The 14383-nt window shown below is 65.7% G+C and carries 9 protein-coding genes and 1 pseudogene; 7 read left to right on the top strand and 3 right to left on the bottom strand.

Annotation, left to right across the window (positions count from 1 at the left end):
- The 6 genes from ABD774_RS19410 to ABD774_RS19385 form a co-directional block, all read left to right on the top strand.
- Positions 1 to 251, top strand: a 251-nt coding sequence (locus tag ABD774_RS19410; protein ID WP_345044974.1) for an ABC transporter permease subunit, incomplete at its 5' end; no start/stop codon positions are given.
- Complete coding sequence (locus tag ABD774_RS19405; RefSeq protein WP_345044971.1) at positions 248 to 1075, top strand: ABC transporter permease; 828 nt, start codon at positions 248 to 250, stop codon at positions 1073 to 1075. The genes ABD774_RS19410 and ABD774_RS19405, both read left to right, overlap by 4 nt.
- Entirely contained in the window at positions 1076 to 1975 is a 900-nt protein-coding gene (locus ABD774_RS19400; RefSeq protein WP_345044969.1) for an ABC transporter ATP-binding protein, read from the top strand.
- 105 nt (positions 1976 to 2080) lie between these two features.
- On the top strand, positions 2081 to 3193 hold the full coding sequence (locus tag ABD774_RS19395) for a maleylacetate reductase (RefSeq protein WP_425554612.1): 1113 nt from the start codon (positions 2081 to 2083) through the stop codon (positions 3191 to 3193).
- 29 nt (positions 3194 to 3222) lie between these two features.
- Positions 3223 to 4131, top strand: a complete 909-nt coding sequence (locus tag ABD774_RS19390; RefSeq protein WP_345044967.1) for a dioxygenase family protein — start codon at positions 3223 to 3225, stop codon at positions 4129 to 4131.
- A 266-nt stretch (positions 4132 to 4397) separates the two neighbouring features.
- A complete protein-coding gene (locus ABD774_RS19385; RefSeq protein ID WP_345044964.1) occupies positions 4398 to 4925 on the top strand; it encodes an SRPBCC family protein in 528 nt (175 codons plus the stop codon).
- 15 nt (positions 4926 to 4940) lie between these two features.
- Here the strand turns inward: ABD774_RS19385 and ABD774_RS19380 are convergent, their stop codons facing one another.
- Complete coding sequence (locus ABD774_RS19380; RefSeq protein ID WP_345044962.1) at positions 4941 to 5444, bottom strand: DUF4395 family protein; 504 nt, start codon at positions 5442 to 5444, stop codon at positions 4941 to 4943.
- Between the two features lie 282 nt (positions 5445 to 5726).
- Between ABD774_RS19380 and ABD774_RS21760 the strand changes: the two are divergent.
- Positions 5727 to 6998 (top strand): annotated as a pseudogene (locus ABD774_RS21760) (hydantoinase B/oxoprolinase family protein); the annotation flags it as partial.
- A gap of 330 nt (positions 6999 to 7328) precedes the next feature.
- On the opposite strand, the gene dcm reads toward ABD774_RS21760, so the two are convergent.
- Both dcm and ABD774_RS19360 read right to left on the bottom strand, forming a co-directional pair.
- The gene (gene dcm, locus ABD774_RS19365; protein ID WP_345044954.1) at positions 7329 to 8966 is read right to left on the bottom strand and encodes a DNA (cytosine-5-)-methyltransferase; all 1638 of its coding nucleotides are present in this window, start codon (positions 8964 to 8966) and stop codon (positions 7329 to 7331) included.
- Positions 8967 to 9087: 121 nt separating this feature from the next.
- Positions 9088 to 14364: a DEAD/DEAH box helicase gene (locus tag ABD774_RS19360; protein WP_345044951.1), complete on the bottom strand. Its 5277-nt coding sequence runs from the start codon at positions 14362 to 14364 to the stop codon at positions 9088 to 9090.
- Positions 14365 to 14383 lie beyond the last annotated feature (19 nt).

Below are 14383 nucleotides of genomic sequence, written 5' to 3'. Positions count from 1 at the left end.
ACATCGTCACCGGGTTCCGGCTGGCGGCCACCGTCGCGCTGATTCTGACGGTGACGGGCGAGCTGATCATCGGCACCCCGGGGCTGGGCAAGCTGCTCGCGGTGGCCCAGTCCTCCGGGGCCACGGCGTCGATGTACGCCCTGGTGATCGTGACCGGTCTGCTCGGCGTGGCCGTGAACCTTCTGGCCCGTGCCCTGGAGCGCAGGATCCTGCGCTGGCACCCCTCGATCCGGCGGGAGACCGCAGCATGAGCACGACCGTTCCCAAGGCGCGGGTAAACCTGCGCGACAAGCCCCGGGACCCCCTGCTACGGCCACTCATCGTCATCCTGGCCCTGCCTGTGGCGCTGGTCGTGGCCTGGTGGCTGTGGTCGGCGGACAGTACGTCCTTCTTCGCCCCGCCGCTGGCCGACATCGTCGCCGCGTTCCCCGGCACGTGGCTGGAGGGACGGCTGACCTCGGACGTGCTGCCGTCGGTGATCCGGCTGCTCATCGGTTACGCCATCGCGCTGGTGGTGGGCATCGGCCTGGGCATGGCGATCGGCCTGTCCCCGACCCTGCGCGCGTTCACCGAGCCTGCGCTGGAGTTCTTCCGGGCCATCCCGCCGCCGGTGATGATCCCGATCCTCATGCTGTTCCTGGGCATCTTCACCACCATGAAGGTCTTCGTCATCGCCACCGGGTGCCTGTGGCCGATCCTGCTGAACACCATCGAGGGCGTGCGCGGCATCGACGACGTGCTGCGCGACACCTCCCAGGTCTACCGGCTGCGCCGGGGCACCCAGCTGCGCACCCTCGTGCTGCGCGGGGCGTCCCCGCAGATCATGACCGGCGCCCGCCAGGCCCTGTCCATCGGGATCATCCTGATGGTGATCTCGGAGATGTTCGCCGCGACCAACGGGCTCGGGTTCACCATCGTGCAGTTCCAGCGGTCCTTCGCGATCCCGCAGATGTGGACCGGCATCATCCTGCTCGGCCTCGTCGGGGTCGTGCTCTCGATCATCTTCCGCGCCGTCGAGCGCCCCGTGCTGGCCTGGTACCGCGGCCTGCGCCAGTCCCAACGAGGAGGCAACTAAATGAGCTCGAACACCACCGCCGAGACCGCCTACCGGCCCGTGGCCGGGACCGACATGCTCGACGTGACCGGGCTGAACAAGGTCTACCACTCCGCCGCCGGGGACACCGAGGCCATCCGCGACCTCACCTTCACCGTCAAGGCCGGGGAGATGGTCTGCATCGTCGGCCCCTCCGGCGCCGGCAAGACCACCCTCCTGCGTTGCCTGTCCGGGCTGCTGGCCCCGACCCACGGGACCGTGTCGCTGGAGGGCCAGGTCGTCAAGGGCCCGCCCAAGGGCATGGCCATGGTCTTCCAGGAGTACGCCCGCTCCCTGTTCCCCTGGCTGACCGTCGCGCAGAACGTCGAGCTGCCCCTGAAGGAGAAGGGCGTGCCCAAGGCCCAGCGCGGCCCCAAGGTCGCCGCCGCGCTGGAGGCCGTGGGCCTGGCCGACGTGCCACGCTCCTACCCCTGGCAGCTCTCCGGCGGCATGCAGCAGCGCGTGGCCATCGCCCGGGCGGTGGCCTACGAGCCGCACATCCTCCTCATGGACGAGCCCTTCGCCGCCGTCGACGCCCAGACCCGCGCCGACCTCGAGGACCTCGTCCGCGACCTGTGGCACCGCCTGGGCCTGACCCTGCTCTTCGTCACCCACGACATCGACGAGTCCATCTACCTCGGCCAGCGCGTCCTCGTCCTGTCCGGCCGGCCCACGGTCATCATGGAGGACGTCGTCGTCAACCTCCCCGACCAGCGCGACCAGCTCACCACCCGCAACGACCCCGAGTTCGCCCGCCTGCGCGCCCACGTCTACGACCTCGTCCAGAAGGCCAAGCGCGGCCACCGCCCCGACGAGGAGGCTGCATCTATGGAAACGGTGAAACAGCCTTCGCCGACAGAACCGGTAGCGACCCCTCTGTGAGGTGCTGATTACGGCTCCGGTGCGCACGGGTGGTGCACGACTGACATTCCCGAGCCGTTAAGCACTCAATGGTCAATTGCTTGCTGCAAGACGAAAGGAACGACAGTGGTGCTTGATGTGTTCGAGCATGTCACGCTGGGCCAGCGGGTGGTGTTCGGGGCGGGTCGGGCCGCGGAGCACGTCGCGGCGGAGGTGGCGCGCCGCGGGGCGGGCCGGGTGATGGTGGTGGCGTCGCCGCGGGAGCGGGAGATCGCCGAGCGGGTGTGTGCGCGCATCGAGGTCGGGGTGTGGTTCGACGACGTGGTGCAGCACGTGCCGGTGGGGAAGGCCCAGAGGGCCCGCGCGGTGGCGGCCGAGCGAGGTATGGACCTGCTCGTCAGCGTGGGCGGCGGGTCGACGGTCGGCCTGGCGAAGGCGGTCGCCCTGACGGCGGGCATCCCGATCGTCGCCGTCCCGACGACGTACGCCGGCTCGGAGGCCACGAACGTGTGGGGGCTGACGGAGGACCGGACCAAGACCACGGGCGTGGACGACCGGGTCCTGCCCGCCACCGTGATCTACGACGCCACCCTGACGACATCGCTGCCGGTGGACCTGTCGGTGGCGTCGGGGCTCAACGGCCTGGCGCACTGCGTGGACTCGCTGTGGGCGCCGCGGGCGGACCCGATCAACCAGGCCCTCGCCCTGGAGGGCGCCCGGGCTCTGGCGCTCGCCCTGCCGGGGATCGTCTCGGATCCCGCGGACCTGACGGCGCGGGAGCGGGCCCTGTACGGCTGCTACCTCTCGGCGGTGGCGTTCGCCTCCGCCGGGTCGGGCCTGCACCACAAGATCTGCCACGTCCTGGGCGGCACGTTCGACCTGCCGCACGCGCAGACGCACGCGATCGTGCTGCGCTACGTCGTCGCGCTGAACACGCCGGCCGTCCCGGAGCTGGCCGGCCGCCTCGCGGTCGCGCTGGGTGGGTCCGCCGACGAAGGTCAGGGGCCCGCCGGGACAGCGGTCGAGACGCTCAACCGGCTCTACGAAACGCTGGACGCCCCACGGCGACTGGCCGACCACGGCCTGACGGAGGGTGACCTCGCCGAGGCGGTGAGCCGCGTGCTCGAGGCGGCCCCGCCGTCGAACCCCACGCCCGTGACGCGGGAGAACCTCACCATCCTGCTCCGTGACGCCCTGGAGGGCGTCACGCCGAGCCCAGGCCTCCAGCCCGTTCGCTGAGCCGGCACCTACCAGACGGGAGCACCACCATGACCCAGACCACCACGACGACGAACGCGAGCCTGGAGCAGGCCGCACGCGAGCAGGATCTGACCGACCGCGTCGTCGCCAGCTTCGACCGCTGCGAGAACCCGCGGCTGAAGCAGGTCATGCAGTCCCTGACCCGGCACCTGCACGCCTTCGTCCGCGACGTGCGCCTGACCGAGGAGGAGTGGAACACCGCCATCGCGTTCCTCACCGACGCCGGGCACATCACCGACGAGCGACGCCAGGAGTTCATCCTGCTCTCCGACGTCCTCGGCGCCTCGATGCAGACCATCGCGGTAAACAACGAGGCGTACAAGAACGCCACCGAGGCCACCGTCTTCGGGCCCTTCTTCGTCGCCGACGCACCAGAGATCCCGCGCGGCGGGGACATCGCCGGCGGCGCGCACGGCACGCCGTGCTGGGTGGAGGGCACCGTGACGGACACCGAAGGCAACGTGGTGCCGAACGCGCGGATCGAGGTGTGGGAGGCCGACGACGACGGCTTCTACGACGTCCAGTACGACGACGGCCGCATCGCCGGCCGGGCCTGGCTGCCCTCCGACGAGGAGGGCAGGTACTCCTTCTGGGGCCTTACCCCGACCCCGTACCCGATCCCGCACGACGGACCGGTGGGCAAGATGCTCGACTCGGTCGGCCGCTCCCCGGTGCGGGCTGCCCACCTGCACTTCATGGTTACCGCCCCCGGCTACCGCACCCTGGTGACCCACATCTTCGTCGAGGGCGACCCCCAGCTCGAGATCGGTGACTCCGTGTTCGGCGTCAAGGACTCCCTGATCAAGCGCTTCGAGGACCAGGCGCCCGGCACCCCGACCCCGGACGGGCGCGACCTCGGCGACCAGGCCTGGGCCCGCACCCGCTTCGACATCGTCCTCGCGCCGGAGATTCGCTGACCCCGACAACTGCTCGACCTAGTGATCGCCGGTGCCGCTGTGTCGGCATGCGCCGGGGCCTTCCTCGAGGATCTACGGAGGGCGCCAGTGTCTGCGAAACGGCACCGGGGACCTTCGGTCCTTGCCCGACGCCGGTCGTGCCCGGACGCTGGCACGGTGAGGTCTCGCACCGGCCTGGCTCTCGTTCCTGCCGCCGTCGCGGCGGCGGTCCTCTACGCCCGGTACGTCCGTCCCTGGCAGCTAACCGGGGCGCGACCCCGGACGAGGTGTCCCGTGCCCTGCCCGGCGACGACCTCGTGCAGGCGCCGACCTTCAACGCCACGCGCGCGATCACGGTGGCCGCACCGCCGGAGCGGATCTGGCCGTGGCTCGTGCAGGCCGGGGTGACCCGCGCCGGCTGGTACAGCTACGACCTCCTCGACAACCTCGGCCGCCCCAGCGCCCGGCGCATCGTCCCCGAGCTGCAGCACCTCGCCGTGGGCGACGTCGTGCCGATGAGCCCCGACGGCAGGCACGGCATCAGGGTCCACGCGATGGATCCGCCGTCGTCCATGATCTGGGGCACGCCGGGCGACACCACGTGGACCTGGCAGCTGGACCCGCTGCTGGACGGCTCGACCCGCCTGATCACCCGGGTCAGGTCGCGCTACCGGTGGTTCTCGCCCGCCATCGCCTTCTCAGTGCTGCTGGAGCTCGGCGACATCTGGATGATGCGCAAGATGCTGCTCACCCTGCGCGACCGGGCCGAGAGCGCCACCTCGGCAGCGTCACCCGTCCCGGCCACCCGGGCCTGATCCCGCACGACCTCGCTACGACACACCCGCGGCGGCCCGTGCGTGGGGCCGGGGCTCGAAGAGCATCCGGTAGATCCACGACCCGACGCACCAGAGCGTCGTGGCCAGGACCGTCGCACCGGCGATGACCGCTCCGCCCAGGATGAATCCCAGCACCGGGAGCCCGTACTGGAAGGACAGGGCCGCACCCGCCGCCAGGGTGGTGGACAGCAGGTAGGAGAACCGCCGGGGCGTCGGCGTGGGCGGCAGCTTCGGTGCCCGGAAGAGGTGACGGACGCCGAAGTTGTACACCACGTCGATGATCATGCCCCTGGGGAACAGGGCCCCGCTCAGACCGATGGGGACCAACGAGGCCAACCAGACGGGCGACTGCATGACCAGCCCGATCGCCAGCAGGACGGCGCAGACCGCCGGGGTGAACCGCAGCGCCCGTGCGTAGTGGGCCTTGGCTTCGCGGTCGAGATAGCCGAAGCCCTGGCCATCGAGGTTCCTGTCCGAGAATGCACTGAGAGTGACCATCTCGGCATCTCTCTGCGGCAGTGCTGCCCGCGGGAGGATCGTTGACGCCGTCCCCCGGCCTGGTGCCTTGCGGGCCCCATATCTGCCACTTTGGGGTGGTTCGTCTCCCATGCTTGTCCCCGATCTACCCCTCCGCCAGGGACCATCGACCCAGGTCGTGCGCTGTCCGTGCCCGACCGGCTACCGAGCCCGACGACGCCGCGGCCATGGGCGAGCACCGCGGCCGATTAGGTGCAGCTGAAGACCGTCAACAACCTGTTCATGTCGGTCGCCGAGCAGATGGGCACCCACGTCACCGTGGTCACGCCGGTCTTCGACGACGACGGCGCCCGGGTGTCGCCTCCCGCGGGCACCACGCCGAGATCGGCGGGCTCACGCCCGGGTCCATGCCGGCCTTCTCGACCACGCTGGCGGAGAAGGGCGTGCTGTTCGACAACTGGCTCCTCGTCGACGGCGGGCGGTTCCGCGAGGCCGAGACGGAGGAGCTGCTCACCGCTGGACCGTGCCCCTCGCGCGACCCGGCCACGAACCTCGCCGACCTGCGCGCCCAGGTGGCCGCGAACGCCAAGGGCGTGGACGAGGTGCGGGCGATGATCGACCACTTCGGCCTCGACGTGGTGCAGGCGTACATGCGGCACGTGCAGGACAACGCCGAGGAGGCGGTCCGGCGGGTGATCGACCGGCTCGACGACGGTGCGTACGACTACGAGACCGACGCCGGCGCGCACATCCGAGTCGAGGTGGGGGTGGGGCGGTCGGCGACGATCGACTTCACGGGCACATCCGGCCAGCTGTGCACGAACCTCAACGCGCCGTCGGCGGTGACGACGGCGGCCGTGCTGTACGTGTTCCGCAGCCTGGCGGCCGCGGACATTCCTTCGAACGACGGGTGCCTGCGGGCTGCGGATCGTGCTGCCCGAGCCGTCGATGCTCGCGCCGGAGTACCCGGCGGCGGTGGTGGGCGGGGACGTCAAAACCTCCCAGGCCGTGACGGGGGCGCTGTACGCGGCGCTCGGGGTGATGGCCGAAGGGTCCGGGACGATGGACAACGTGACGTTCGGGAACGAGCGGCACCAGTACTACGAGACGGTCGCGTCGAGGTCGGGCGCCGGGCCGGGGTTAGACGGGACCAACGTGGTGCAGACCCACATGGCGAACTCGCGCCTGAACGCCCCCGAGGTGGTGCTCGAGAGGCGCCTGCCGGTGCTCCTGGAGTCCTACGCGATCCGCCGCGGCAGCGGGGGAGCGGGTCGGTGGCGCGGCGATGACGGCGGGGTGCGGCGGATCCGGTTCCACGAGTCGATGACCATCAGCCTGCTGACCAACCACCGGCGCGACCCGCCGTACGGGATGGCGGGTGGGGAGCCCGGAACGCTGGGGCGGAACTCGATCGAGCGGGTCGGCGCCACCGTGGTCGAGTTGGCGGAAAGTGACGTGGCAGAGGTACGCACTGGAGGTGTGCTGGTGGTCGAGAGCCCTGGCGGAGGCGGAGCGGGGCCATCAGGCGCAATTGTTCGGTCCGCCTTGATAATCGAACGATTACGTCAAGACTAGGATCGAATCCATATTCGATCCGCGACGGACTGAGCGGGTTCTTCTCGCCCAGACGTGTTAACGATTCGAAACAGCCCGACATCCCGGTCCGAGCCGGCAACTAGCTGCTTCCCGGCGCCACGATTCAAGTTCACGTAGAATGGCGACCCGGTGTCTTTGCATGCGCGCACTCGCTGCTTGTGGCGGTAGGTCGGTCACGTGTTGTGAACGCATCCGAGGCTCTCGCTCTGTGACCGTGAGCGGGTCCGAACCGAGCGGAATTCTGGGAGACGCAAAGGTCAATACAAGCTAAAGTCCGGAGGATATGCCGCGGTCCATGTCATACGCCTCTCAACGAGAGAAAGCATTTGCCAGTTCAGGCTTGACCGCGAAGTTGTCGTGAAGTTCATTTCTGCGGGGCAACACGACGAGTTCGTCCTGCGAATACTCCGGGGTCGGAGACTTTGAGACACCCGCTACAGAAGCCCATGCTTTTGTTTTAGCGCACTCCTGCCAAAGTTCGGCGAGTCCTCCGGTGGCGGCCGCATCACTGTCGGCGAAATGGTGGTTCATGAACTGAACCAGGGCATACTGGACCGCGCCAACATGAACGGCATTGCCGAACTGCTTGTAAGAAGCGTTCACGGCTTGAGGGACCCTCTTTCCGTCGACGGTACGGGCGCGCTGCATGGCGTTGTACACCTTGTCAGGGAAACCCTGAAGTCTCCCAACCTCGTAAGGAGTGAGTTTGCGCCGCTCTGCGCCCAAGATTGGTGTTTGGTTGATGGCAACGAGGGCTGGCGTATATGAATCCCGCTTGATCCTAATTCCAGACGGTCGAAGTTGGATAAGACATTCATCCAGCGACCTGGCATCTCCGGCTTGCCATTCCAGCTTCATCCAGCTGTTGTGCCCAAGGTTGCCGATTCTCGTCCAGGCCATCGACTTATCCAGTGCGTCCTCGTGGTCTTCCAAGAACTTCAAGGACTTTTTTACGAAGTCGAGCTTCCACGCCTGCTTTTTTGCCCTGGCGTCCCTGAGTTGCTCATTCATCCAAGCGCCCTCGGTAACCCGGAACCAGATCGGATGGCCCGGAAAGGGCGCTTGTCCGTCCCGAAGGCCTTCCTCGACGACGGCTCTCAGGACGGCGCCCCAGGCCTCAAGCCAGGGTGCTCCTTCAACTGAGAAGGCGCTGAGGTCCGTTCCTCGTAGCTTGAGTAATTCGGCGGCGCGACCTCTGTCGTCGAGGCCGGAAAGCCATTCCTCGGTGATCGCGGCCGGGGCATCGTCCTTCAGGCGGGTCTCAGCGATCTTCCATCTCTTGGGGTTCCACTCGGGGTAGACAAAACCGGCAAAAGGCTCGCTATTGGCTGCGACATCCCTCCGGATGGCCAGAATGTAAACGCGCTCGCGGATCTGAGGTCCACCACCCAGATCGGGGTGAATCTTATGGGGTGAGATCAATGTTGGCTGGTTGTTAACCACGTAGTCGAGGTCGGTTAAGGTCTCGATAATTGTCTTGAAGGTACTGTCTCGATGCCTTGGTCCGATGAGATTCCGGACATTTTCAAGAAAAACGATTTTTGGTCGGCGTTCGACCACAATACGCAAGATGTTGTAGAAAAGAGTCCCTCGAGTCTCGTCGAGGACACCTTTTTGGTGGCCCGACTTGCTGAACGCTTGGCAGGGGAAGCCCGCCGCGAGAACGTCGAATTTTTCCGGGATGTTCTTGATCGTCCCGCCCTGCTGGGCAACACGGGCGGCGAGCTCCCCGATAGTTGCGATATCGTCTATTGGTGGGACGTCGTGGTTGATGTCCCGGGCGAAGCGAATCGTTTCTCCCGCGTCATTTAGCCAGGCCTCTTCGTATACCGCGCGTGCGTCCGGGTCCATTTCCGCCGCATATAGGCATTCGCCACCGAGTTCCCGAAACGCGGCATGAAACCCGCCAATCCCGGCGAAGAGGTCGATGAATGTGAAGGCGGACAAGTCTACTCCTGTGAAGCAAGTTGATGTCCCTGCGAGCGGTAGGCGGAGCTTCCGTTGCTACCATGGGACTTTGTCGAAAACGCCTCTGGGTCGGCAAGCGCCGACCCAGAGGAGGTCATGGCTATCCGAAGTTGTATTCCAAGAGCAGCTTAGCAACGGAGACGCTGCGGGTGCGGAGTGTGCGCGCATCTGTCCAGTAGATGCTCTTGCCCTCGCCAGCCAGTCGGTCCCGAACTTCGTGCTGAGCATCTGTGAAGTGATGAGAGCTGTGGCTCCATAGCGGGTGTCCGATCACCGCTGCTCGTTGTCCGTGGACAAGCACGTGGACGCCGTCGATTTCGCGGGACTCATAGTGATGCTCGAATTGAGCGCCGAAGGCACGCTCGAACGTTTTGATCGCTGGTGGGACGAGCGAGAACCACCGTTCGACCGTGAGGTCCCGCCCCTGGGCCAACTCTGCGACGTCGAGTGCCAGCCGCCAGTCGAGAGCGGGGTGCATGTGTCGATTATCCCAGGAACGTAAGCAATCCGGGCAGGAGGAATCGCATTCGACGTGCGCCGGTTGGAGCCAGTTCTTCCCGACGTCTCCGACGATCTGACTGATGACTGCGTCGATCCGCGCGCCGGCCAGTTCGACGGCGTACCCCGCACCGTTCTCAAGGGCGTCCGCGACGTAGATCGCTGCCGTGCGGGTGTCGACGTGGCGGCGAGGTTGCAGGCCGACGACGAGCTCGTCGGGGTCAATGTCGAGTTCCGCCTGCGCGCCTCGGCGCAGTGCTTCGCCGAACGAGAGCATCGCGGCGTGGCCGGACGGGCACTCAGACGGATCTGTGGGAATTACTTCTGAAGGCAATATATTCGACCGTACGAGGAAGAGGGCAGCATCTGTCTGGCGCACGTCTCCGATTGCTCCCGTCGCGACCTTTGGCATCTTATTGGCCTCAGTCTCCACGGTGGGAACGATGATCGACTTGTTTGCGTGCCGATACATGGGAAACAAAGCGCGGTTGTTGTCGTTGACAGTCACAAGGTGGCCGTCATTGAGCAACCAGATGTCGATTGCGCCGCTCCGGGTTGGTTGTCGGTCGGCCAAGTCCGTCCACTCGAGAACTGGTCGAGACGCTACAGGCGCTTGGTTGTCTGAGACGTCTCCGTCCTTGGCTGTGGGACGCGTCCGGAACCCCTCTGGTTGGAACACGGGCACGCGCTGCCGAGCATTGCCGCAGACAGGACAGGTGGTCGGTAACTCGTCCGCTCTTCTTGCCTCGACCCCAGGGGCGCCGGCAATGGCTGAGGAGCCGCAGTTCTCGCAACGGACGAGCGCAAATTGAGATCGGATCGGGTCGACTGAAATGGAGCCCTTGAAGCCCTTCCTCATTGCAGCGAAACCGTTAACGGTGTAGACCCAGCCGTCGTTTACGACCTCCGCGCCGGGGGCGAAGAGCGAGACCGCCTGGTCGAGCGGGCGGTCGCTGATCTCTTCGTCGCTTATGGTGCCGTCACCGTTGGTTTTATATAGGGTGCGGACTCGGGTCGGAAACCCGAACATTGGCAAAACGCCGGCGTTGGCAAGCCGCTCACTCAGGGCATCCTGCGTGTACACCTCCGATTCGCACACCGCGTCGACATCGAGAATCAAGCGATCACGAGCCCAGAAAACGAGGTCGTCTACCGTGCGCTTCGGGATACCAGTATGGGCTGCGAGCCTCTCGACGATCGGTTGCACCTCATTTGAGGTGAGCAGCCACCGCTTCACGTAGTCGCGAGGGGCGGGGCCATTGTCGTTGCCCGTATTCCAGTGCTGCGCCAGGCCGAACTCGCCGTGCACACTCCCGCGACCGGCAGTCGCCAGGACTTTCGCGGCGCGGAAGGCGCGTCGGAGTAGTTCCGCGGCAACGACTCGGCGGAGGATCTTGTCGCGCTTGGTATCGAGAAACGGTTGTGGCGGTGGGTCTCCGGTGATACGGGCGGGGTTTGCGAAGTAGTAGTCGTCGTGAGACCTGTCCCGGCAGAGTGTTGCGGCGTAGGAGAACGTCTGGCCCTTACGCCCCGCACGGCCTACGCGCTGCTGGTAGTTGAAACGCTTGGGTGGCATGTTCCCCATGACTGTGGAACGCAAATCGCCGATGTCGACGCCGACCTCCATCGTCGTGGTGACCGAAAGAACATCGAGAGGCGACGTCCTCCTGTTTTCCCGTGGCTCAGGTTTGAGTGCTCCGCGAAAGACGCGTTGCCGGCGACGCTGCTCTTCAGGAGGCTTTGTCTGGCCAGTGAGTTCTGCTACAGCGAGGCGCTGCGGCTTCTGGGTCGCAAGCCAGGCATAAAAGTCAACCTCTCGCAGGCCCGCCCTGCTGACTTCATCAAGGGCACCGTTACAGCCTCTGCGGACGCACGTTCCGGCGGAAGAGTGCAAGTGACGCTGTCCGCACTTCCCACAAACCCATACGGATTCTCCAGCAGGCAGGACCAGGATCGCGACGTCGGAGACGGCGAGGTCCACGACCTGCCCGGTGAGCATCGGCTCGAGCAGATCGGCGAACTCTTGAAGAAGCACTTCCCGGTCGACCGCCAACCGTTCTGCCGCACGGGACAGGTAGTCCGTGACGTCTTGTGGCAGGAGGTTCGCCGAGGATACGACTGACTCCTGGGGCGCCCAACGGCCCTTTGACAGAAAGATCCGGAGAGCAGAGCGGAACGCAGTAGAGCGAGGCTCGTCGGCCGAGTGCCTGAGTGCGCGAGGAAGAAGGGAGGCGATGAGAGTGTCCTCTGCGTCGCGCTGACTGTTGCTCCCGATGAGTACCTCCGCGACGGATGCGGCCAGTCGGCCGTGGAAGACCTTCTGATAGCGGCTGCGCTCGGTCAGGTCCTCAAGCGGCTTCCATTCCCCCGGCGTGGGGGGCTCGAAGGCGCGGAACCAGGGAGTGCTCTCGTCGTCGAGAACGAGGTACGACGCTCGAGGACCCCCCGGTGGGACACCGAGAGCCACGAGCTTGTCCGTCAGATCCCGAATGAGGCTCGTCCAACTACGCGTTCGGTCCGCGGTGAGACTCGCCTCGAACAGTTCGATCTGTTCAAGCTGATCTGGCGTCGCCGAGCCGTTCGCGATGCTGTAGTAAATCGGAACAGCGGTTGGATGGGCTCCGACGAGCTCGCCGAAGCGGGCCCAGAGGTTGGAAGGGAGCGTCTGGTCAATACCGGCGCGAAGGATCGCGGCGACGTCTTCGGCAGGCTCACCGATGGCGAGATCTACCTCTTGGCGTATGAGGTCGTTGTAGTGGTTCAACGAGAGCCCCACCGCCATGCGAGCGGCATCGTCACGGGAGTCGGTGAAGACGATGGTCCGGCTTGTCTCTTGGTCGTCGCCGAGTTCTCGGAAGATCTCCGAGACGAGCAGTTGGGTAGCTTGTGTCGCGCCCTGAGTATGGGCTCTCAGTGCCGAGGCCACACGGCCCTTCTTGAATGCCGTCTGAGTCCGCGTGTGTGCGCACCTGGGGCAGTGCGACGGCAGGGCCGGCGGCTTCCAGCTGTTGTCTTTGGACGAGTAGGTGACGATCGTGCCTGTGGCCTCCTCCTCTGAGCTGGTCGGCGTTATGTAGCCGGACTCGGGAAGCAATTGGGCGGGCGTGACCCGAAACGCGACGTCCTTATCGGGACCGGCATGGCTCCACGTCATCCCGACGCCGTCAAGGTGAGGTGAGTACCACCAATACTCGTGTGCCCTGCGCTCGAAGACCATCTTCGGCCGGTCCAGGTCATGGTCGGACGGGTCGATGCCGAGGAAGACCCCTTCTTCCAGAGTCGCTGCGACGTGTCCGCCGAGGCTCGCCTCGCCACACTTGCCGCAGTAGAGCAGCTCAAGTACGCGGCCCCCGCACACACACTGGTGCACCGGCCGAGCATAGATGCGCCCGATGCCAGGCGTGCTGCGCTGCTCGTCGGGCCGAATCTCGGTGCAGTGTGGGTCGCTACATGCCCACATTCCTCGCATCGTCCGCATGAAGTAGTGGACCCGGAAGGGGATGAGGCCGGTGTTCGCATCCTCGTCGACCCTTCCGAGGACAGTGAACGCCTTCTCGCCATCGTCACGCGTTGCTGCGGGCCCGAAAGCCCGCTTCGCGATGGTGACGAGATCGGTCGCGCGAACAGCCCCGGCATCGTCACGGCAGGCAACGGCTAGCACCTCTGCCAGTTTAGTTGGGAGCATCTGGTCGAGTTGGGCGACGTCGACAGGTAGTTGCGCAGACACTTGACGCGGCTGGCCAGCAATCTGGTGGAACGTGCTCCTTGGTACGCCGAAGAAGTTCTCGAGGTATTCAGACTTGTCGCCGCTCAGCGACGCAGACGTTCCGATCACTCGAACCTGTGGCGAGTCTGGCGCGAGCCCGAGCCGCATAAGAAGGTTGCGCACGATGAGCGCGACCTCAGAGCCTTGCGTGCCGCGGTATAGGTGCAACTCGTCGACGACGAGCGTAAAGACGTTAGCGGGGTCTCGAAGCCACTGTCGGGTCTTCTCGAAGATCGGCTCCTCGAGCTGTCGCATCAGCATCACATTGAGCATCGAGTAGTTCGTCACCAAGATGTCCGGCGGGTTCGCGATCATGTCCCACCGGGTGATGAGTTCGACTCGACGCGGATCAGACAAGTAGTCGCGCACGCTCGGCGTGTGGGACAACGACTCGTATTCGTCGACCAACCTTCGAAGATCGTGTCCAACCCTGGTCACCTCCGCCGACTTGGCAGTTCGAGAGGGGATTTTCGTGCCGCCCGGCGCAGCAGAGGTGTAGCGACCGAACCAGAGGTCTGGGCCACCCGCGTCGGCGATGCGGCGCGCCGTGCGACGCAGACGGGACATCTGATCTTCGACCAAGGCGTTAGTCGGGTAGAGCACGACCGCGCGCATGGCAGAGGGACGATTCTCGCCCTCCCGTACGGGCGTCCAGTGCTGGGTGTCAGATTCCCACCAGTGGTTTGTCGTCAGGGACGGCGCCCACGCCCGTGACTCTTTGAGCAGGCGGGCGAGCACCGGAAGAAGGAACGACTCGGTTTTGCCTGAACCGGTGCCGGATGTGATGACGGGATTCACCGGTCCCGATTCAGCGAGCGCGATGCGTAGCGCCTCCGCCTGGTGCTGGCGCAGCCTGACAACGTCCCCATTCTTGGTGCCGAACAGGCTATGGATCAGCCAGTGAGCCTCCTCTTCCGTGAGCCCTACGTCACGGCAGACGACGAACGCATCCTCTACGCCGTCATACGGAAGCACCGGCTCGAGGAGCGGGTCCGGAAGAAGTTGCACTTCTCGCTCCAGCAGACGGCGCCGCTCGCGACGCAGACCTTCGTCACGTAGATAGAAGGCGGTGTCGATGTAGCGCAGGACCGTGTCATTGATCGAACTGCCCACGGCCAGTGGGTTCGGGGAC

This window comes from Georgenia daeguensis (genome assembly GCF_039537705.1).
GTDB lineage: Bacteria > Actinomycetota > Actinomycetes > Actinomycetales > Actinomycetaceae > Georgenia > Georgenia daeguensis.
This window is presented reverse-complemented; position numbering and strand designations above follow the sequence as displayed.